The 19,885-nt window shown below is 63.8% G+C and carries 18 protein-coding genes; 6 read left to right on the top strand and 12 right to left on the bottom strand.

Going from position 1 to position 19,885, the window contains the following annotated elements:
• Window positions 1-137 precede the first annotated feature (137 nt).
• A complete protein-coding gene (locus AT302_RS04125; RefSeq protein WP_058380088.1) occupies window positions 138-1,526 on the top strand; it encodes an LLM class flavin-dependent oxidoreductase in 1,389 nt (462 codons plus the stop codon).
• Here the strand turns inward: AT302_RS04125 and AT302_RS04120 are convergent.
• Window positions 1,493-2,593, bottom strand: a complete 1,101-nt coding sequence (locus AT302_RS04120; RefSeq protein ID WP_058377339.1) for a tartrate dehydrogenase — start codon at window positions 2,591-2,593, stop codon at window positions 1,493-1,495. The two genes, AT302_RS04125 and AT302_RS04120, sit on opposite strands and share 34 nt — an antisense overlap.
• Before the next feature lie 113 nt (window positions 2,594-2,706).
• On the opposite strand from AT302_RS04120, the gene AT302_RS04115 reads away from it, so the two are divergent.
• The gene (locus tag AT302_RS04115; protein ID WP_058377338.1) at window positions 2,707-3,675 is read left to right on the top strand and encodes a LysR family transcriptional regulator; all 969 of its coding nucleotides are present in this window, start codon (window positions 2,707-2,709) and stop codon (window positions 3,673-3,675) included.
• An 11-nt stretch (window positions 3,676-3,686) separates the two neighbouring features.
• Here AT302_RS04115 and bglX read toward each other — a convergent pair whose 3' ends face one another.
• The gene (gene bglX, locus AT302_RS04110) at window positions 3,687-6,017 is read right to left on the bottom strand and encodes a beta-glucosidase BglX (RefSeq protein WP_058377337.1); all 2,331 of its coding nucleotides are present in this window, start codon (window positions 6,015-6,017) and stop codon (window positions 3,687-3,689) included.
• A gap of 276 nt (window positions 6,018-6,293) precedes the next feature.
• Between bglX and AT302_RS04105 the strand changes: the two genes are divergently transcribed.
• The 3 genes from AT302_RS04105 (at window position 6,294) to AT302_RS04095 (ending at window position 10,307) form a co-directional block, all read left to right on the top strand.
• A complete protein-coding gene (locus tag AT302_RS04105; RefSeq protein WP_058380087.1) occupies window positions 6,294-7,838 on the top strand; it encodes a glucan biosynthesis protein G in 1,545 nt (514 codons plus the stop codon).
• A gap of 369 nt (window positions 7,839-8,207) precedes the next feature.
• A complete protein-coding gene (locus AT302_RS04100) occupies window positions 8,208-9,587 on the top strand; it encodes an MFS transporter (protein WP_058377336.1) in 1,380 nt (459 codons plus the stop codon).
• A 261-nt stretch (window positions 9,588-9,848) separates the two neighbouring features.
• The gene (locus AT302_RS04095) at window positions 9,849-10,307 is read left to right on the top strand and encodes a hypothetical protein (RefSeq protein WP_058377335.1); all 459 of its coding nucleotides are present in this window, start codon (window positions 9,849-9,851) and stop codon (window positions 10,305-10,307) included.
• A 20-nt stretch (window positions 10,308-10,327) separates the two neighbouring features.
• Here the strand turns inward: AT302_RS04095 and AT302_RS04090 are convergent, their stop codons facing one another.
• Window positions 10,328-10,690 (bottom strand): MarR family winged helix-turn-helix transcriptional regulator, encoded by a 363-nt coding sequence (locus tag AT302_RS04090; protein WP_237172156.1) that lies wholly within the window; start codon window positions 10,688-10,690, stop codon window positions 10,328-10,330.
• A 192-nt stretch (window positions 10,691-10,882) separates the two neighbouring features.
• On the bottom strand, window positions 10,883-11,845 hold the full coding sequence (locus tag AT302_RS04085; RefSeq protein WP_064675030.1) for an alpha/beta hydrolase family protein: 963 nt from the start codon (window positions 11,843-11,845) through the stop codon (window positions 10,883-10,885).
• A gap of 222 nt (window positions 11,846-12,067) precedes the next feature.
• On the opposite strand from AT302_RS04085, the gene AT302_RS04080 reads away from it, so the two are divergent.
• Complete coding sequence (locus tag AT302_RS04080; RefSeq protein WP_058380085.1) at window positions 12,068-12,544, top strand: GNAT family N-acetyltransferase; 477 nt, start codon at window positions 12,068-12,070, stop codon at window positions 12,542-12,544.
• On the opposite strand, the gene AT302_RS04075 is transcribed toward AT302_RS04080, so the two are convergent.
• From AT302_RS04075 to AT302_RS04040, 8 genes are all read right to left on the bottom strand, one after another.
• On the bottom strand, window positions 12,545-13,354 hold the full coding sequence (locus tag AT302_RS04075; RefSeq protein ID WP_058377334.1) for a DUF4852 domain-containing protein: 810 nt from the start codon (window positions 13,352-13,354) through the stop codon (window positions 12,545-12,547).
• 56 nt (window positions 13,355-13,410) lie between these two features.
• Window positions 13,411-14,196: a hypothetical protein gene (locus AT302_RS04070; RefSeq protein WP_058377333.1), complete on the bottom strand. Its 786-nt coding sequence runs from the start codon at window positions 14,194-14,196 to the stop codon at window positions 13,411-13,413.
• A gap of 254 nt (window positions 14,197-14,450) precedes the next feature.
• Window positions 14,451-15,140, bottom strand: a complete 690-nt coding sequence (locus AT302_RS04065; RefSeq protein ID WP_058377332.1) for a hypothetical protein — start codon at window positions 15,138-15,140, stop codon at window positions 14,451-14,453.
• Entirely contained in the window at window positions 15,137-15,886 is a 750-nt protein-coding gene (locus AT302_RS04060; protein WP_058377331.1) for an RNA polymerase sigma factor, read from the bottom strand. Before AT302_RS04060 ends, AT302_RS04065 begins: the two co-directional genes overlap by 4 nt.
• 106 nt (window positions 15,887-15,992) lie before the next feature.
• Complete coding sequence (locus AT302_RS04055; RefSeq protein WP_058377330.1) at window positions 15,993-16,418, bottom strand: T3SS (YopN, CesT) and YbjN peptide-binding chaperone 1; 426 nt, start codon at window positions 16,416-16,418, stop codon at window positions 15,993-15,995.
• A gap of 74 nt (window positions 16,419-16,492) precedes the next feature.
• Window positions 16,493-17,845: a histidine-type phosphatase gene (locus tag AT302_RS04050; protein WP_407668841.1), complete on the bottom strand. Its 1,353-nt coding sequence runs from the start codon at window positions 17,843-17,845 to the stop codon at window positions 16,493-16,495.
• Between the two features lie 245 nt (window positions 17,846-18,090).
• A complete protein-coding gene (locus AT302_RS04045) occupies window positions 18,091-18,915 on the bottom strand; it encodes an IclR family transcriptional regulator (protein WP_058377328.1) in 825 nt (274 codons plus the stop codon).
• On the bottom strand, window positions 18,912-19,742 hold the full coding sequence (locus AT302_RS04040) for an IclR family transcriptional regulator (RefSeq protein WP_407668823.1): 831 nt from the start codon (window positions 19,740-19,742) through the stop codon (window positions 18,912-18,914). The genes AT302_RS04045 and AT302_RS04040 overlap by 4 nt, the downstream gene beginning before the upstream one ends.
• Window positions 19,743-19,885: the final 143 nt, after the last annotated feature.

Below are 19,885 nucleotides of genomic sequence, written 5' to 3'. Positions count from 1 at the left end.
GATTCTTGCGATGATTAGTGCGTACGCAACGCGTTTGCTTATGCGGGTTTGCTTATCGGATTTCGTTGTTTGTGCCGTCGCGCCGCGCTCAGTATCTTGGTCGTTTCCAACGCCCCGAGCGTGAGACGCTGATCGTCATGAGCCAACCTGCCCGCAAGCTCCGGCTGGGCGCCTACATGTCGGGTTCCGGCGTGCAAGGCGACAGCTGGCGCCATCCCGATACCGACACCGACGCGCACCTGCAATTCGCGCGCTACCGGCACTACGCGCAAGAACTGGAGCGTGGTTGCTTCGATGCGCTGTTCTTCTTCGACAACCTCTTTATGCCGACGGATCCGGTCTCGCTCGCGCACAGCCCGGGGGCGCCGCGCTGGGACCCGGTCGTCCTGCTCGCCGGTCTGGCGGGTGCGACCCAACACATTGGCCTCGTGGCGTCGGTAAGCACGACCTACAGCGAGCCCTATAACGTGGCCCGTGCGTTTGCCTCGCTCGATCATCTCTCTGGCGGGCGCGCGGGATGGAATCTGGTGACGTCGACGGGCGGTGGCGAAAACTTCAATCGCGACGATCACGTTGATCACGCGCTGCGTTACGAGCGTGCTAACGAGTTCTACGATGTCGTGACGGGGCTATGGGATAGCCATGCCGACGATGCTTTTCCGCGCGACAAGGCAACCGGCCAATGGGCCGACCCGGCACGCGTGCGCAAACTGGATCATCGCGGCAAGCACTTCCGGGTGCGGGGGCCGTTGAGTGCGCCGCGTCCGGTGCAAGGCTGGCCGGTGATTGCACAAGCGGGGTCAAGTGAAGCAGGACGCGAACTGGCCGCACGTGCGGGTGAATTGCTTTACACCGCCGCGCAGGACATTGAAGACGCGCGCGCCTTCTACACCGATGTGAAAGCGCGGGCGCTCAAGTACGGACGCCGCCCCGAGCATATTTTCATTCTGCCGGGCGTTGCGCCCATCGTCGGGCGTACGCAGGCCGAAGCCGAGGAGATTTACGACGCGTTGCTCGAACATCGCGATCCGGCTGTCGCCTTGCATGCCCTCGCCAACTACGCGAGTCTTGGCATCGATCTCGGCAGTCTGCCGTTCGATGCCAAAGTGCCGCTGCCGGAACATGTGCCCGAGACCAACTCGCACAAGAGCCGGCAGAAGCTGCTGGTCGACTGGATCCGGCGCGAACAGCCAACTGTGCGGCAGTTGTACACGCGCTTCACGGCAGGAGGCCATCGCGTGCTTGTCGGTACGCCCGAATCCATTGCCGACGACTTCCAGCACTGGTTCGAGACAGGCGCTGCCGACGGCTTCAACATCATGTTCCCGAGCGCGCCGGCAGGCATCACGTCGTTCGTCGATCTCGTGGTGCCCGAGCTTCAGCGGCGCGGCCTGTTCCGCACGCGTTACGAAGGCCGCACGTTCCGCGAGAATCTCGGCGTGCCGACCGTCCCGAACCGGCACTTCGCCCCACGCGATGCACAGTCGGTGGATCAGCCTGCGCAGACCACCGCCGCAATCGCCTGACCGACTTCGGTCGTATTGGCTTTGCCGCCCATGTCGCCAGTGCGCGGGCCATCCTTGATGACCTGCGTCACAGCGGCGAGGATTGCGTCGTGTGCCTCACGTGCGCGGCCTTCGCCCTTTCCGAGGAAGTCGAGCATCATCGCCGCCGTCCAGATCATGCCGATCGGGTTGGCGATGTTCTTGCCCGCAATGTCCGGTGCCGAGCCGTGCACCGGCTCGAACAGCGACGGGAATTTGCCTTCCGGATTCAAGTTGCCCGACGGCGCGATGCCAATCGTGCCCGTGCATGCCGGGCCCAAGTCCGACAGGATGTCGCCAAACAAATTGGACGCCACCACCACATCGAAGCGATCCGGGTTGAGCACGAAGCGCGCGCACAGGATGTCGATGTGCTGCTTGTCCCACGTCACGTCAGGGTACTGTTCGGCGGCTTCCGCCGCACGCTTGTCCCACCACGGCATCGAGATCGAGATACCGTTGCTCTTGGTCGCGACCGTCACGTGCTTACGCTGGCGTTGCTGTGCCAGATCGAAGGCAAACTTGAGTACGCGCTCGGTGCCGTGGCGCGTGAACACCGACTCCTGCACCACGAACTCACGCTCGGTGCCTTCGAACATCACGCCGCCGATCGACGAATACTCGCCCTCGGTGTTCTCGCGCACGATCATGAAATCGATGTCGCCCGCCTTGCGGCCAGCCAGCGGCGAGGGCACGCCGTCGAACAGGCGCGCCGGACGCAGGTTGATGTACTGATCGAACTCGCGACGGAATTTCAGCAGCGAACCCCACAGCGAAATATGGTCGGGCACGGTCTCCGGCCAGCCCACGGCGCCGAACAGAATGGCGTCCGCCCCTTCGAGTTGCTGCTTCCAGTCGTCCGGCATCATCTGGCCATGTTCGACGTAGTAGTCGCAGCTCGCCCATTCAATGTGCTGGTACTCCAGCGCAATGCCGAAGCGCTTGGCCGCCGCGTCGAGCACGCGCAGGCCTTCGGGCATCACTTCCTTGCCGATACCGTCGCCGGGGATCACGGCGATGCGCAGGGGGCGTTGGGACTTGTCGGTCATGGGGGTCTCTCCTGAGGGTTGGGCAACGTCCGGGCGATGGACGAATGCCGCTAGGTTATTCCATTCCGGTCCGGATAGAATCCCCCAATCGGTTAATCCACTATCCACGAATCGTGAATAAACCCGTCAGCCCCCATCCTAATCATCCGAGTCACCCCAATCTCGACGACCTGCGCGTGTTCTGTCAGGTGGCGCGCCGGGCGAGCTTTTCGGCCGCCGCCGAGGCGCTGGGTGTCTCGCCCGCCTATGTGAGCAAGCGCGTCGGCATGCTGGAAGCCGATCTTGGCACCCGGCTGCTGCACCGCTCGACCCGGCGCGTCGCCATCACCGACGCCGGAGAGCGTGTCTATGCGTGGGCCGAGAAGATTCTGGATGACGTGAATCACCTGATCGAAGACGTCTCGAGCACGCGTCAGGTGCCGCGCGGCACGCTGCGGGTGTCGAGCAGCTTCGGCTTCGGCCGGCACGTGGTCGCGCCCGCGATGTCGCGGTTGCGCGCCCGGCATCCGCAACTGAATGTGCGGCTCGATCTGTTCGACCGCATCGTCGACGTGGCCGCCGAAGGCTACGACCTCGACGTGCGCATCGGCGACGAGATTGCCCCGCACCTGATCGCGCGCAAGCTCGCGGATAACCATCGCGTGTTGTGCGCATCGCCCGCGTATCTGGAGCAGCACGGCACGCCCCGGCAATTGAGCGACCTCACCGGCCACGCATGCATCGTCATCAAGGAACGCGATCACCCATTCGGCATGTGGCGGTTGCAGCAGCGAGGCGAGGCGGTGTCGCTGAAAGTGACCGGGCCGCTATCGACCAATCACGGCGAGGTGGCGGTGCAATGGGCGCTCGACGGGCAAGGCATTCTGCTGCGCTCGATGTGGGATGTGAGCACGCTCATCGAACGTGGCGCGCTGGTGCAGGTGCTGCCCGACGTGATGCAGCCTGCCAATGTGTGGGCGGTGTATCCGTCGCGCGTGGCGTCGTCGGCAAAAGTTCGGGCCTGTGTGGAATTCCTCACCGAGGAGTTCCAGCCACAGGCCCGTTTGATGTCGTCGCCGGAAGTGCGAACGACCGACGATTAAGCGCTTGAGGATTACTGAAGGACGAAGCCCGCCTGTTTCACGTTCTGCGAATCGAGGCCGATCTGCACGTTGAAGTCCCCCGGTTCGGCGACGTATTGCAGCTTCGCGTTGTAGAACTTGAGCAGGCTCTCGTCGATGTCGAAGTGCACCGTGCGCGATTCGCCCGGCTTCAACGCCACCTTCTGGAAGCCCTTCAGTTCCTTCACCGGACGCACGATCGACGCCGCCACATCCTGCAAATACAACTGCACGACGGTCTCGCCTTCACGCTTGCCCGTATTACGCACGGTGACGCTGGCGTCGAGCTTACCGCCCGGCGCAAGCGTCTTGGCCGAGAGCGTCACGTCGGACACGTCGAACGTGGTGTAGCTCAAACCGTAGCCGAAGGCGTACAGCGGGCCAGAGTCTTCTTCGAAGTACTGCGACGTGTAGTTGGCCGGCTTGCCCGGGGTGAACGGACGGCCAATGCGCAACTGGTTGTAGTACGTCGGGATCTGCCCAATCGAGCGCGGGAACGAGATCGGCAGCTTGGCCGACGGGTTGTAGTCCCCGAACAGCACATCGGCGATGGCGTGGCCGCCTTCGGTGCCGCTGTACCAAGTCTCGATCATGGCGTCGGCGTTTGCCTTCGGCCAGTTCAGATCGAGCGGACGCCCGTTCATCAGCACCACGACCAGCGGCTTGCCGGTGGCCTTGAGCGCCTGCAACAGCGCCAACTGGCTGCCCGGCAGCGACAGACTCGTGCGGCTCGATGCCTCGTGCGACATGCCGCGCGACTCCCCTACGGCCACGATCAGCGTGTCGGCACCGCGTGCCACCTTCACGGCTTCGTCGATCATCTGCTTCGGCGTGCGCTTGTCCTGCACGACTTCGGGGTTGTCCCAATCGAGGAAGTTGAGGTATTCGACCACACGCTTGTCGTCGGTAATGTTCGCGCCGCGTGCATAAGTCACCCGCGCGTTCGTACCCAGCGCGTCGCGCACGCCCTGAAGCAGCGTGACGGCCTGATCGGCTTTGCCCGCCGCCGACCAACTGCCCATGATGTCGATCTTCGCATCAGCCAGCGGGCCGATGACGGCAACCTTGCCCGCCTTTCGCAAGGGCAGCGTGTCGTGCTGGTTCTCCAGCAACACGATGGACTTGCGGGCCGCGTCGCGCGCCGCTTCACGGTGCAGGCGCACCGGGGCATTCACATCTTTCGGATCGTGCGCCGCGTCGCCGATACGGCGATACGGATCGGCGAAGAGACCCATGTCGTACTTCGCGCCGAGCACTTCGCGCACGGCGCTGTCGATGTCGCGCATCGGCACGTCGCCCGACTTCACGAGATCGGGCAGGTTCTTGAGGTACTGCGTGTCAGCCATGCTCATGTCGACGCCGGCTTCGATGGCGAGCTTGGCGGCTTCGCGGCCATCCTTCGCCACACCATGACGCAACAACTCGTCAATAGCCCCGTGATCGCTCACGGTCACGCCCTTGAAACCCCACTCATCGCGCAGCAGATCACGCAGCAGCCATTTGTTCGACGAGGCCGGGGTGCCGTTGATCGAATTGAGCGCGATCATCACGCCGCCCGCGCCCGCGTCGAGACCGGCGCGATACGGCGGCAGATAGTCCTGATACATGCGCATCAGGCTCATGTCGACGACGTTGTAGTCGCGCCCGCCTTCCACAGCACCATACAGCGCGAAATGCTTCACAAACGCCATGAGACTGTCGGGGTTGGCCGGTGACGTGCCTTGAAAACCCTCCACGCTGGCGCGCGCACTCTGCGAAACCAGATACGGGTCTTCGCCAAAGCCTTCCGACGTGCGTCCCCAGCGCGGGTCGCGCGAGATGTCGACCATCGGAGCGAACGTGGCATCGACACCATCGGCGCTCGCTTCGACAGCGGCCACGCGAGCGGCCTGTTTGACGACGGACATATCCCAGCTGGACGCAAGCCCCAGACTGATCGGAAATACAGTGCGATGCCCGTGCACGATGTCGTAGGCAAAGAAGATGGGGATCTTCAGACGGCTTCGTTTGACGGCGGCATCCTGCAACGGACGGTTTTCCGAACGCGTCACCGAGTTGAACGTGCCGCCCACGCGACCGGCGGCAATCTCCTCGATGAACTTGGCTTGCGGCATGTCGCTGCCGATGCTGATCAGGCGCAACTGACCGATCTTCTCGTCAAGCGTCATGCGAGCGATGAGGTCATCGATGAACGCTTTCTTGGCTGCCGCCGATGGCATGGCCAGCGCCGCAGCGGGCACGTTTTGCGGGGTGGCAGGTGCATCGGCAAATGCCGACGTCATCACGAAGCCGGCCGCGAGCGCCAGCGTGGTGAATATTCTCATCTGATAGCGTCCCAATGAAGCTCGACGGGGCGTGGCTACGGCACTGAACCGCCCGGTAACATCGCCCGTCTTGTCGTCAGAAGTCGCGCACCGCCATATTGATTTGAACCGTGTGCGCGACATGAAGTCCGATACTTTGCCACAATGTGGTGCGACGCCTTTCGCGTTTCGTGTCTCGACGCGAGCGATCAGGCGTGATTTTGCTCAATTTTCCCGGAGAGTTTCGTGCTTTTGTCCCCCTTCGCTGTGTTCTGGCGCCATCGCGCACGTACCTTCGTGCCCGCGCTCTCGGCTGTGGCCGCCCTGCTGGGTGCAGCACACGCGCAGGCGTTCTCGCTCGATGACGTCACCGCCCGCGCCAAAACGCTGGCCGATACCCCCTACACCGCCCCCACCAGCAATCTCACGCCTGCCTTCGCGCAGATGCAGTTCGGCGACTACATCAAGATCCAGCCCAAGCGCGAGAACTTCGAGTGGAAAGATCAATCCACGCCGTTTCGTCTGGGCTTCTATCACCAGGGCATGCAGTTCAGCTCGCCGGTGAAGATCAACGAGATTGTCGGGAGCAACGGCGCCGATAAGGTCAGCGAGATCAAGTACGACAGCAGCCGTTTCGACTTCGGCGATCTGAAGCTCGACCGCAGCGCCACGCATAACCTCGGCTACGCGGGCTTTCGCGTGCTGTACCCGATCAATGAACCCGGCAAGCTCGACGAGATCATGAGCGTGCTCGGCGCGAGCTATTTCCGCGTGATCGGCAAAGGGCAGGTCTACGGACTCTCCGCGCGCGGACTCGCTATTGATACCGGTTTGCCCATCGCGGAGGAATTCCCCGCGTTTCGCGAGTTCTGGATCGTGCGCCCGACCGGTGATGAGAAGCGTCTGGTGTTCTATGCACTGCTCGATTCGAAGCGCGCCACCGGGGCATACCGCTTCGAACTCTCGCCGGGCGAAGACTCGGTGCTGAAGGTGCAGGCGCGCGTGTTCATGCGCGGGCCCGTCACCAAGCTGGGCGTTGCCCCGCTCACGAGCATGTTCCTGTTCGGCCCGAACCAGCAGCGCGACCCGTACAACTTCCGTCCGGCACTGCACGATTCGAACGGTCTGGCGATTCATGCCGGTAACGGTGAATGGATCTGGCGCCCGCTCAACAACCCGCGCCATCTCGCCATCAGCCAGTTTCAGGTCACCAACCCGCGTGGCTTCGGCCTGTTGCAGCGCGGCCGCGACTTCTCGCAGTACGAAGACCTGAAGGATCGTTACGACCTGCGCCCGAGTGCGTGGATCGAGCCGCAGGGCGACTGGGGCAAGGGGCACGTCGAACTGGTCGAGATTCCGACCGCCGACGAAACCAACGACAACATCGTCGCGTTCTGGACGCCCGATCAGTTGCCGCCCAAGGGCCAGCCGCTGCAAGCCGATTACACGATCCACTGGACGATGAACGAGCGCGGCATCATCGATCGCAATGTCGCGTGGGTGAAGCAGACGCTGCGCACGGCCGGTGAAATCACGCAGGCCAACCTGATTCGTCATTTCGACGGCAGCACGGGCCTCGTGGTGGACTTCGACGGTGGACCGCTCGCGTCGCTGCCCGCAGGCGCCGTCACGCCGCAGGTGAGCGTGAGCGACAACGCCACGATCATCGAACAGACGCTGCAACCGAACCCGGTGACGCGTGGCATGCGCCTGAACCTGCGCGTGATGGTCAAAGACCCGGCCAAGGTCACCGAGCTGCGCGCCGCCCTCGTCTCCGGCGGCAAGGCCGTGAGCGAGACGTGGAGCTATCAGTTGCCGCCGTTCTCGGTGGCCAAGCAGTAAGCAGAACGTCGTAAGTGCACTGCCGCGACCGGCCTTCGGGCCGGTCGCCACCCCTCTCCTGCCTTCGCGGCCCCTCGATTAAACATGCACTTAAGTGCAATGTTCTGTCATGTAAAACCCTTAAACGGCAATATATGGCTTGCAGCGATGCGACTTTTCGCGTTTACTGCATGCACAATATTGCATAAATAGCCACCTTCCGGCATTCGGAAAGGTGGTTTGCTTCATCGGCAATGTCATTGGCTGTTCTCGGCCCGCGACACGCAACACGCCTGTGAAGCCCGGCCCAGTGCCGCTTGCGTCGGTCAAAAAAATCCTGAAAGACTCTCCGCACTTCGACGGAGAGCGATTTGTTATGGAGACACCCGCATGCGACACATCGACGTTCATCACCTAGCTGACGAAGCCCGCTTCAACGGCTATCACGGCCGCATTCTGATCTGGTGCGCCCTCATCATCATCTTTGACGGCTACGACCTTGCCGTCGCGGGCATCGCCCTGCCGTCGATCATGAAATCGATGGGCGTGGATGCGACCAGCGCCGGCTTCATGGTCAGTTCTGCGCTGTTCGGCATGATGTTCGGCGCCATCGTGATGGGCATGGTCGCAGACAGCATCGGGCGGCGTAAGGCCATCGCCATCTGCGTGCTGATGTTCTCGCTCTTTACCGCCGCGGCGGGCCTCACGCACGAACCGATCAGCTTCTCAATCACGCGCTTTCTCGCCGGTGTCGGTATCGGCGGCGTGATGCCGATTGTCGTGGCCCAGATGACCGAGTACTCGCCGCGCAAGCTGCGCGGCACGCTCGTGACGCTGATGTTCTCGGGCTACTCGGTCGGCGGCATGCTCGCCGCACTGCTCGGCAAAGGGCTCATCGAATCGTACGGCTGGCAGTCGGTGTTCTTCGCCGCTGGGGTGCCTGCGCTGCTGGTGCCGTTCGCGATGCGCGCGCTGCCGGAATCGATGCCTTTCCTGATCCGCACCGGCCGTCACGATGCGCTCAAGCAAGTGCTCGCCCGACTGTCGCCCGCCTACGTTGCACAAGCCGGTGACCAGTTCGCCTTGCCGGGGAGCGATCGCAAATCGGCTGCGCCGCTCTCGCGCCTGTTTCAAGACGGCCGGGGTTTCAGCACGGCCATGCTGTGGGTCGCGTTCTTCATGTGCCTGTTCATGGTGTATGCGCTCAGCTCGTGGCTGACCAAACTGATGGCCAGCGCTGGCTACAGCCTCGGCTCGGCCCTCACATTCGTGCTCGTACTGAACTTCGGCGCCATGCTCGGCGCGATTGGCGGCGGCTGGCTCGCTGACCGCTTCAACATCAAGTATGTGCTCGTCGGCATGTACGCACTGGCGGCGGTCTCGATCACGCTGCTGGGGGTGAAAGTACCGACGCCGGTCTTGTTCGTTCTCGTCGGTCTGGCGGGTGCTTCGACCATCGGCACGCAGATCGTGACGTACGCCTATGCGGGGCAGTTCTACCCGATGGCGGCGCGCGGCACCGGTATCGGCTGGGCCTCGGGCGTTGGTCGCAGCGGTGCGATTCTTGCGCCGATCGTGATCGGGGTGCTGGTGAGCATGTCGCTGCCGTTGCAGCAAAACTTTATGGCGATCGCCATTCCCGCCGTGGTGGCTGTCATTGCGGTGTTGCTCATCGACCACAGCAAATCGGCAACGGTGCAGCAGCAAGCGGCGGCAACGGCGCGCGGCGATGTGCGGGGATTGGCGAATGGCGCGGGGGAACTGGCGTAATCACGCGCGTCAAGGGTGCTGAAACTCAATGGCGCTTGCTCACGTTGCATGGCAGCGCGTACGCGCGTTGCCATGCGAGAATCGCGCCGCGACCGTCACGGGAATGCCGGTCGTTTTCCGATGACGTGCTACACCTTGGTGCAGGGGCAAAACAACAATAGCCCGAGGCGGATGCCGACATGTGGAAGATCATTCAACCCGAGCACCTCAGGTGCCGATAACCAGATATCCGTCCCGTCGGATGGTCTGGGGAAAAACGACATGTTGCGTTCCGTATCTGCTGTCTTCAGCACTATCGCGCTGGCCGTCGTGCCATTCGTCAGCGCCCCGGCCCTCGCGGCCCCGCCTGCCGATACGACCGGTGCCGTTGCGACCAACGTCGTGCAGATTTCCAACCGCCAGAGCATTACCAGCGACGCCGTGTTTTCCGGCGCTGCGGTGGCCACGCTCGGGGCCGACGCCTTGCGTGACGCGCATGGCAACTTCGGCGTGAACGTTGCCGCAGGTGCGCTCAACACGCAATCGAATCAACTGGTGCTCGCCAGCGCGTCGAATGTGCTGATCAACTCGCATCAGGACATTCGCAACGCCGCCACGGTCAACGCCGCGACGAATGCTTCGCTGGGTGAGCGCGCATTGATGGGCGCCTCGGGCAACATCGGTGTGAACGTAGCCGCAGGCGTCGCCAACGTCCAGTCGAACGCACTCGCCATTCACTAAGCGAGCACGCGCGGCTAGCGTTATTCGTCAGTCGGGAATTGTGTTTGCAGATTGCCCAGCCAGCGCGCGACCACGGTGAGCTCGGCTTCGCTGAAATCGGCGTGCAGACGCGCGTTGAGTTCGGCCAGCACCTCGCGGGCTCGGGTAATCGCTTTGCGACCGGCGGCCGTCACGCTCAGGCGCGTGGCGCGGCCATCCACGGCATCGGCGTGGCGTGCCAGCAGGCCAGCGTTCACCATGCGGTTGGCGAGCCCCGTCATCGACGAGGGCGACAGATGCAATGCCGCCCCCACTTCGCCAACCAGCGCGTCGTCGTGATGCAGCAGGTAGAAGAGCACGCCCGCCTGCGCCGCGCTCACGCCAGCGCTGTCGTCCGCGCGCATGTCGATCCAGCGCTGCACGTGGCGTTGCCCGACGTTGAGCAGAAACAGCAACCGTCGATCAATGGTCTCGGTGGCCTCAGTGGCCTCAGTGGCCTCGCTGGATTTGGCAGACTTGTTGGGGGCGCGATGAGACGTCTTGGCAGCCGGGGTAGGCGGGGTAGGTGGAGTGACCGGAGGTTTCGCTTTGGGCATTCAGGCAAGGTGAGTGAAGACCGATGAGAGTGGCGCCGGCGCAGTCGCTCGCGCCATCACGCCCTGCCCCGCTTGTCCTGCTTTCACTACCTCGTCTGCCTCGCCTGTCGACAACAGCCAATCGATAGTCTCGGGCCACAGGAACGCGCCGGCACGCTGGCGAAAGTATCCCATATGGCCGATCGTTCCGGTATCCGAACAAATAGCTTCGATGGTGCGGCGCACCACGGTGGTGTGACGCAAACGCGAGACCAGCGCTTCGATGCCGACGGGCGTCGCCCAGAGATCGTCATCGAACCCCAACGACAGAATCGGCGTGCGCACGCGTGCAAAACGCGCTTCGGCATGCAGGGTCGGATCGTCGAAGAAGTAATTTTCCAGCCTCGTCCAATCGCTCCATTCGAGGAATACCCCCGCAGGCAAATCCTCGCCGAGACCCAGCCGGCTGCCCGGCATATAGCCCAACGCGCGCGTCAGAGATGGGCCGATCCAATGCATCAACAACGTGATGCGTCTGCGCTCGCCGAGGTTGGTCACAACGCGCATCGACCCGGCATGTGAGGCAACTTGCACGGCCGCGCGCAGCAGATTCGTGGTCTCGCACAGTCCGATGGCGTGACCGCCGAAGCTATGGCCGACGGCGTAAAGCGGCAGCGACGGATATTGCTGATGGGCCCAGCGGGTGACGCCTTCCACATCGAGATCGGCCCAGTCGCGCATGCGCGTCTCGAAACCACGCAAGCGTGATGGCCGCGAGCCATCGATGCCGCGATAGCTGTAGGTAATGGCAATCAGACCCCGTTGCGCCACGTACTGCGCAAAAGCGAAGTACAACCGCTCGGGGACCGCCGTTGCCGGATGCACCAGCACCACGCCGCGCGCCGGCAGCGTCTGCGGATACCACGCATGCGCGCCGAGCGGATACCCGTCGACGGCTTGTATTTCCAAAGCAAGGGATGACATGACTTCACTCCTCGGCGCGTCATGATTCGGGGGGCTTTGGGGGCGCGCCTCTGACTAAAACGGTGATTTTTTCATTTATTTCGCACACGAAGTATATGTTGAAATTTATTTCGCTTGCGAAGTAAATTAGAAGAAAGCCACGACGCGATCAGGGCTTTGCATCGAGCGGCACATCATCGAGGAGTAAGCTGACGACCGCCCCTCATTGTCCGGATGACTGCTATGACCGATTTCCTCGCGACCGCACAGGTGCGCAGCGCAACACGTGCCGACTTGCCCGCGATCGTCGCGCTGCTCGCCGACGACGTGCTCGGAACGTCCCGCGAAAGCACCGACCCGCAAGACCTGCCGATCTACGAGCGCGCGTTCGATGCGATGACCGCACAGGGCGGCAATGAATATCTGGTGGCCGAGCGCGACGCTCAGTTGCTGGCCGTGATGCAGTTCACGGTGATTCCCGGGCTATCGCGGCGCGGGCGAACACGCGCGATGTTGGAAGGGGTGCGCGTATCGAGCGCCTGTCGTGGCCAGGGTGTTGGCCGCTGGTTCTTCGAGCAGGCGATTGCGCGAGCGCGCGCTGCCGGCTGCACGCTCGTGCAACTCACCACGGACAAACGCCGTGACGATGCACGGCGTTTTTACGAAAGTCTCGGCTTTCATGCCACTCACGAAGGCATGAAGCTCGATCTCCCCGAGTGATTACTGCGACGCCAGCACGTTCCCCTGGCGGTCGACCAGCGTCACCTTGACGATCTGCGCGCTCACCGCCTTGTTCGCGATATCGGCGGACTGTGCAAACGCATAGACCACCAGATTCGGCGCTTCACCACGGGCGCGCATCGACTCGATCTTGCGCGCCGCGTTCTCGTCCTGCACGCGCAGATCGCGAAAGCGTTCTCCGTTGCTGAAGCTCAGACGGTAGTCGCCGTTGTCCAAAAAGTAGCGGTATGACCCGGCCTCGGCAAGCGAGCTATCCAGCGGGAACGCCTTCTTGTCGAACGCGTACTGGCGGATGCCGTTGTTGATCGTCATGCGGAAGTAGCGCTGCGTCTTGGCTTGCGACACCGAGGCGTCGATCTTCGGTTTGAGCGCATCGAGCAGATCGTGCTTGCGGAACTCGTCGTTCGAATTCGCATAATCCCGCGACATGCGCCGGGCCACCTGATCGTAATCGACGGGCAGGTCGGCCAGCGCCAGATACGAGAACATCAACTGATTGCCGCTGTTCAGTTCGGCGTAGCTGGCGTCGGGCGTGGCGGGGTCGGCTTTCGGCAGACTGTCCTGCACCATCTGTTTTTGCAACTGCTGGGCGGCCTGCGGCGACTTGACGTCGTTGAGATTGGCGGGTGCCGCCGCGGCCTTGTCCGTCGGTGCATCACCGCCCTTGTCGCCACAGGCCGCCAGCCCCACCGCGCAGGAGGCGATGAGTGCAGCGAACAGCAGACGCTTGACGGGCTTGGCGGGGCGGAGGGATTTAGCGATCTTGGTCGAGTGGTTGAGCGTGGTCATGATGGTCGAATCCTGATGGGTTGTCGTGGAGGTATCGCGGCAATCGAGGCGCTTGCTTAGCGCCCGGCGAGGAAGCCACGCAGGCCGGTGCCGGCGAGATACACGCTGACGATCAGCGACAAGTAGGCCCCCAGGCCCAGCGAAATCGCCTTGAGGGCTTCACGCACCATCTGCGACGCGAAGTCCGACGCCATGCGCCCGGCATCGCGTCCGCCGAAGTACGACGCTGCCGTCTTGGCCTGCGACAGGCCGTCGCTGATGTTCAGATAGATGGCAATGCCGATCGCGACCATGAAGATCAGCGGCAGGAGATTGGCCAAATGTGCGCGACGGTCTTTGACGAAGTAAGGGGCCAATGGCGCGACGATCGCCAGCACGGCCACCAGCCCGTACATACCTGCGCTGCCCCCGTTGCCGCCCATCGCGTTGATGACGCCGCCCGGCGAGTTGATCAGGCCCAGCAGCTTCCAGAACGAGATACCGACGCGGTAGTCCGCCGAGACTTGCACCGACACCACGTTGAGCATGAACCAGCCAATGGCAAGCAAGGCCATCGCCCCCAGTGTGCGCGGACCAAAGCGGGCGACGAGCGCGTTGCCCTTCTGCTTGACCGCCGCCATCGCCTCGTCAGCCGCTTCACGCGCCAGTTGGCTCTCGGCGACAACGCTCAAAGTGACCACGTTGCCAGCGTCGTCGAGCAACGCCTCAACGGTCATGTTCACCGCCGGGGCCTGCGACGATTGCCACACGCCTTCCAGGTCGAACGGGTGCTGACGCGAACCGATCATCACCAGACCGGGGCCCGCGCTCGTGTCGCGCAAAATCTTTCCACGTTGCTTCATGTCGCTTTCTCCGCAATAGGGTCGCCATTCCACGGTTTCACCGTTTCACCGTTTCACCGTTTCGGCGTTCGTTGATCCGCTGTTCGGCTGGCGCCTCCCTGACAGGTGGCGTGCGTCGCAGCAGTTACTCCCCTATTCGGAGCCCGGTTGGAAAACCGGAAGACTTTTTTCGGATTTTTTTGTGCGGCCCGTCGCCATGAAAAACGGGGACCGAAGTCCCCGTTGTCGACACACCGATGCCTCAGCGGCGAAGGCTATTTGCCGTCGCTCGCAACGTCGCCATAAACGATGAGCCCGGTCGCCTTGAGCTCGGCCAGCGCCTTTTTGGGGTCGCCCGCAGGCACTGCCAGCCAGAGCATGCCGTCGTCGTCCGGCCCGCGCACGATATCGAGTTGCAGATCGCCAAGCGTCTTGCGAACCTGCGCGATGGTCGTCGTCTCGACAAAGATCACCTGCAACAGTGGCACACCCGGTGCAGGCGACGCGCCACCGCGCAGGGTGCTCGTGCCTTCGGTCGGCACGGCTAGCTTCTCCAGCCCGGCGAGACGCACGGTTTGCAACCCCGTGAGCAATGCCAGCGCCGCCACCGAGGCAAACGCCCAACCCCGGCCCACCGGCGCACGCCACCAACTGCGCAGACGATCGGTCAGCGAAGCTGGTTTTCGCTGGCTTTTGGCTGTGCCGTTCGATGGCTTCGCACGCGCGGCAATCGTTTGCGTATCGGGCAGATCGTCGAACGCCACCAGCGGCGCACGCTCGGCGTAACTCGTTTCGATGGCTTCACGCGTGGCGCTGGCAAACTCGCGCTCCTCGCGCACGATCGATTGCCAATCGGGATGCGCTGCGAGCTGCGCGTCCATCCACGCCCGTTCGCCCGCGTCGAGCTTGTCGCACGCGTAGAGAAATGCCAGTGAGCGGAAACGTTCCAGTTCGTCGTGATTCACTCGCCCGTCTCCTTTGAATTGCCTGAAGGGCTTGCCTTGCCCAAGCCCAGTTTGCGCGACACACATCCGCGCATGCGCTCGCGCGCTTTCTTGACCCAGCCGCGCACCTGCTCGCTGTTGATCAGGACGTCGGGGGGCAACGTGCGTTGCAGCTCCACGGTCATGTCCGCGTACGAGAGGTCCTCGTCGAGCGCCAGTTCCATGGCCAAGCGGTAGTTGGGATTCGTGCCGGCGGGCAACGTGTCGAGGCACTTGCGCACCGCGTTCTGGACCTGATTGCCGTAGATGCCGTCGGCGGCACTCGGCCACTCGCACGCGATGTCGTCCGGATCTTCCATCGGCGCATCGCCCGCGATCTGACCGAAGTTGCGCGTGTCGGCCGGGTCGCCGGATGGCTTGGCATCCTCGTCGTCATCGTGGGTAAAGCGGGAGTGTTTGTAGTGCACGCGCAGCACATCGAGCGCGCAGTACCGGGTGATCATGTTGGCCCAGGTCTTGACGGAGGCGCGCGACGGATCGTAGTCCTGCGCGCCCGTCACGATCTTGCACCACGCCTCCTGAACGGTCTGGCGGGCGAGGTCGTCGTTGAAACCGGTCGACTGAAGCGCCTGCCGGTCGAGCGCACCGGCCATGCGATTGTAAAACTCGCGATGGGCCAGCTTGACGGCAGCGCTGCCGTCCCCCGGTTGGCCGAACTTGCGCAACAAGCGCGTGAGTTCTTCGTTTTCGATATCGTCGCGTTTCATGCGGGCTCACGTAGTCCAGCCGCGAATTCTACGTGAGTTTGGCCGCCGTGGCGCCGCACGAATTTTACGTTTCCTTGCGCTTGCGCGAGGCCGCGGTGAGGCTGTGTCAGGCGTTCAGCCGCCGGGCAGGTGTTGTCGCAGGTGCGTGCGCATTGATCGCCTCGGCAAACTTCATCAGCGCGTGACTGAGTGCCCGCATCGACCGCACCAGCAGCGGGCACCAGCACGTCTGGTCGGCGAACCACAACTCGACGGTCAGCCAGACCTGATCGCGCACGGTGTAAATCTTCACCACCTTCATCTGGCGGTTGATCTCGTCCATGGCAATCAATGCGCGGGAGAGTTCTTCCTGCGTTTCGATCTGGCAGACGTTGGGCAGCAGCAGCTTGCCGTAGCCCGGATCGCTCTCGTCGAAACACAGCACGTATTGCAGGCCTTCGCGCTTGAAGGCGATATCGCCGTCAGCATCAAGATGCGCTGAAAAACCTTCGTCCTGAAGGTGGGCGAGCAGGGTCTGGATGTGGTCTTGCATAACGGACTCCGAGGGGTAACCGACACTACCCTATTCGGAGTGACACGCAGAAACCGGTCGTTTATTTGGGAAATTTACCGCACAGCCTCAAGACACGCCGGCGTCAGGGCCGCTTTCGCCCGCTGCGCAAAGACCGGCCAGCGACAAGCGCGGCCGTCCGGACCGTCGGCGCAATCGGCCAGCGGTAACGTCACGCGCTTGGCCGGCTCGTCGAGCGAGAGCGCCGTGAGTTGACGCAACTGCTGCATCGATTGATAGATGAATTCGACACGCACAAACGGCTCGCCGGCCGGATTGCGCCAGAGCGAGAACACCAGCGCACCGTCGGGCGGGGTGTTGTCGGGCTGATCGGGAAGCTGCCAGTCGAACTTGAGCATGCCGGCCAGATTCGCCACGTTGGTGTCGTGGCCAGTGAGCACGTACACCCGGTTGCCGGCCGGTAATACCGGCCCACGCACGGGCGCGGGCGGTGGTGCTGCGGCATCGGTGGCCGAGCGGGTCAGTGCATCGAGCACGACCGCGAGCAGCGGCGTGCCGTTGGTCGCGGCGAGATACGGGGTGCGGTCCAGCAGATCGCGCTGGGCGTTGTGCGCTTCAAGCAGGCGGGCCCAGTCGCTCTCGTCGCGAATACGTCCCCATGCCACGTCGTTGTCGGGGAAGCCCTCGCCGTATTGCAGAAGGAAAACCTCCGATGCGGTGGCCGCGCTGCCAAGGGCACCGCGCAGCGTCACGCCGCTGCCGTCGCCCTCGACACGCAAGCGCGTCGGCACGTCTTCGAGCTTGCAGCCGCCCTGTGCACCGCACGCGGGACTGCGCGAATAGCCAAGGACTTCGCCCATGCGGGCAATCGTGGCGGCATAACGTTTGTTGAGTCCCGCAACACCGTCCGGCGCGAGACGCGCTTCAATCGCACCGCGCGCCGCCCCCGGGTCCAACGGGCAGTCACCGGCGGCCACCGGATGGAACACGGCGTCGTAGGTGGTGAGATCGGATTGATGGGCCGTGCGCATATCGCAACCCGGCGCGATGCCCTGCAACAAGGCGCTGCCGGTCTCTCGCGTACGTTGATCGATATCGGCCCAGCCGTAGAGGGTGCCCGGTGCCGGGCAGGTGTTCTCGGGCAAGACACGGCGCGCGCGCAGCCAGTCGCCGTAGTAGCGGCCCATGCGCTCAGCGAGCGAGCCGCCACGCGCCGTCAGATAACCGGCGGGGACCACCCAGCCCGGCCACGCGTCGGGACTCAGCTTGTCGAGCGGCGGATGCGCATGCGTCGGAGACCGAACCCCATGACGGCTCACGATCACGGTCGACACCAGCGTCCAGTCAGCCGGCATGCCGTCAACTTGCGCTGCCGACTCGGTCGGACGGGCGGGGCCCGGCTGCTGTTGCGGTGCGGATGCGCACGCGCTCAGCAACGCGGCGATCATCAGCGTCAAGGGCAGCGTCCGAGCCAGCGCAGCAGTTTTCCCACGGGATTCGACGGGCATGCGAGTCATGGCGGCAGTGTGTCGGAATGACATGGATGGCGTTGGCGCCCATCTTAACCTTGCCGCCATGACATCGCGCATTGTCGCGATTGCCCCGTCGTGCCCGCGCGACGGCCAGTGAATTTTGCTGTCGGGGCCGCAAATTCGCGGTCCCGATGTGTTACCGCATTGCGAGGATTTGCGGGCTATGCCCCCGAATCGGGCGAGCTGTCGTCCAACAAGCGGCCGACTGCGCCAAAGCGCCACGACAGCCGATGCGCGGCGGCAATCAGTGCACGGGCCGGCTCGCCGTCGGGCGTGGTGTCGAAGCTGCCGGACGACCCCATCAGCGCCAGCACCAGCGTGACTTCGCCGGTGTGATCGAACACAGGCACCGCGACCGTATCGATACCGGGCACCGGGTTGCTCAACGCGGTATCGCGACGATGCGTGCGAATGTCGGCCAGCCGGCCGGCGTAGTCCTTCGGCGGCTTGGCGGCACGGCCGTCCGCACCCAGACCGGCCATGCGCACACCCTCTTGCGCCAGCATGCCGTCGAGCACCGCCGGCGGCAGAAACGCGGCAAACGTCCGCCCGATGGCCGTGTTCACGAGCGACAGCACGGTGCCGATGCGCAGGCTCACGTGTTGCGGGCGCGTCGCCTCCTCCAGCCGGACAACGGTCGGCCCCACAGGACCCAGCACAGCCATCGCCGCCGAAAGACCCGTGGCCTGCGCAAGCGCCAGAATTTCGGGCTCGGCTTCCCCCGTCGGCGAGAGGCGTTGCAAGGCCATCAGGCCTAATTCAAGACTGAGCGCGCCAGCTTCGAAGTTGCCGCTCGCGTCGCGGCTGAGCAGCCCGGCGCGCTGAAGACTCACCAGATGCGGATGCGCCTTGGCCGGGGCCATACCCGCGTCGCGTGCCAGACCATTGAGCGGCAGCGGACGCGCCGCCGCGACCAGCGCCTCTAGCAGTGCGCCGGTGCTCTCCAGTGCCTGAATGCCGCGTTGTGGCTTCGTCGGCTCGCTCATGCCCACTCCTCGTTGACTTGTCTCGCGATGGCGTTCGCCGTCTCGCGCAATGCCGTCGCGGCGGCCCCCTGCCAATCCACATCAAGTGCCGCCGTCGGACCGATGGCGGTCAGTGCGAGTCGCAAGCGGCCGCTGGCATCGAACACGGGCACGCACAGGCTGCTGACCGACGGGCTGGGCGTATTCACGCTGCGCGCCATACCGTGGGTACGCGTCTCGTCGAGCAGTTCGGCGAAATGACGTTGTTCTTCTGCCGCGCCCGGCATTTGTTCATGCCACGCGAGCGGCCAGTCGGCCGTCGGCGTGAAGGCGCAGAACGCACGGCCGGTGGACGTCGTCGTGAGCGACATCACCGAGCCCACGTGCAGGTTCACATGCAGCGGGAAAGCCGCGCGCTCGAAGTGCACGACGAGCGGGCCTTGCGGTGCCGGGGTAGAGATCGCCACACAGAAACCGGTTTCGCGCGCGAGCGCCACCACGCGCGGGACGGCGGCGCGATACGCGGGATCGTTTTCCAGATGGAGCAACGCCAGCCGCAACAGCATCGGCCCCGGCGCATAGCTGCCTGACATGGGGTCGCGTTTGAGCAACCCCAGCCGCGTGAGACTCACCAGATAAGGGTGCGCCTGCGCGGGCGGCAGACCGGCCAGCGCCGCCAGATCGCCCGGTGCCAGCGGACGCCGCGCCTGCGCGAGCGCCTGCAACACGCGGGCGGCAACGTCCACGCTTTGCACGCCGCGAGAGACACGTGAGGCGGGTGTGGGCTGGGCGCTGTCGTCGAGGCTGTCGGAGGCACGCGCCATGTCGCCCTTTGGAATTCGGTTCATGCAGAAGCGGGAGCGGACTCCCGGAGAAAAAGTGGCCTAGATTCTAAACAAGTCGCCGCAGCATGCCCGGAAACGGGCGTCTCAGGGTTCTCCCGGATCTTTTTACTGTCTGCGATGAGCTTGCCGCAACATTAGCAAATAAC

Origin of the sequence: Pandoraea norimbergensis (genome assembly GCF_001465545.3) — a bacterium.
In the GTDB taxonomy this organism is placed as follows: Bacteria; Pseudomonadota; Gammaproteobacteria; order Burkholderiales; family Burkholderiaceae; genus Pandoraea; species Pandoraea norimbergensis.
This window is presented reverse-complemented; position numbering and strand designations above follow the sequence as displayed.

What these genes read in the sequence shown, in the direction of transcription:
- AT302_RS04125 (WP_058380088.1), top strand. Translation starts at nt 138, where the DNA reads ATGAGCCAACCTGCCCGCAAGCTCCGGCTGGGCGCCTACATGTCGGGT.
- AT302_RS04070 (WP_058377333.1), bottom strand. Translation starts at nt 14,196, where the DNA reads ATGAAGCAACGTGGAAAGATTTTGCGCGACACGAGCGCGGGCCCCGGT.
- AT302_RS04080 (WP_058380085.1), top strand. Translation starts at nt 12,068, where the DNA reads ATGACCGATTTCCTCGCGACCGCACAGGTGCGCAGCGCAACACGTGCC.
- AT302_RS04055 (WP_058377330.1), bottom strand. Translation starts at nt 16,418, where the DNA reads ATGCAAGACCACATCCAGACCCTGCTCGCCCACCTTCAGGACGAAGGT.
- AT302_RS04045 (WP_058377328.1), bottom strand. Translation starts at nt 18,915, where the DNA reads ATGAGCGAGCCGACGAAGCCACAACGCGGCATTCAGGCACTGGAGAGC.
- AT302_RS04120 (WP_058377339.1), bottom strand. Translation starts at nt 2,593, where the DNA reads ATGACCGACAAGTCCCAACGCCCCCTGCGCATCGCCGTGATCCCCGGC.
- AT302_RS04040 (WP_407668823.1), bottom strand. Translation starts at nt 19,742, where the DNA reads ATGAACCGAATTCCAAAGGGCGACATGGCGCGTGCCTCCGACAGCCTC.
- bglX (WP_058377337.1), bottom strand. Translation starts at nt 6,017, where the DNA reads ATGAGAATATTCACCACGCTGGCGCTCGCGGCCGGCTTCGTGATGACG.
- AT302_RS04060 (WP_058377331.1), bottom strand. Translation starts at nt 15,886, where the DNA reads ATGAAACGCGACGATATCGAAAACGAAGAACTCACGCGCTTGTTGCGC.
- AT302_RS04050 (WP_407668841.1), bottom strand. Translation starts at nt 17,845, where the DNA reads ATGATCGCCGCGTTGCTGAGCGCGTGCGCATCCGCACCGCAACAGCAG.
- AT302_RS04100 (WP_058377336.1), top strand. Translation starts at nt 8,208, where the DNA reads ATGCGACACATCGACGTTCATCACCTAGCTGACGAAGCCCGCTTCAAC.
- AT302_RS04075 (WP_058377334.1), bottom strand. Translation starts at nt 13,354, where the DNA reads ATGACCACGCTCAACCACTCGACCAAGATCGCTAAATCCCTCCGCCCC.
- AT302_RS04085 (WP_064675030.1), bottom strand. Translation starts at nt 11,845, where the DNA reads ATGTCATCCCTTGCTTTGGAAATACAAGCCGTCGACGGGTATCCGCTC.
- AT302_RS04095 (WP_058377335.1), top strand. Translation starts at nt 9,849, where the DNA reads ATGTTGCGTTCCGTATCTGCTGTCTTCAGCACTATCGCGCTGGCCGTC.
- AT302_RS04090 (WP_237172156.1), bottom strand. Translation starts at nt 10,690, where the DNA reads ATGCGCGCGGACGACAGCGCTGGCGTGAGCGCGGCGCAGGCGGGCGTG.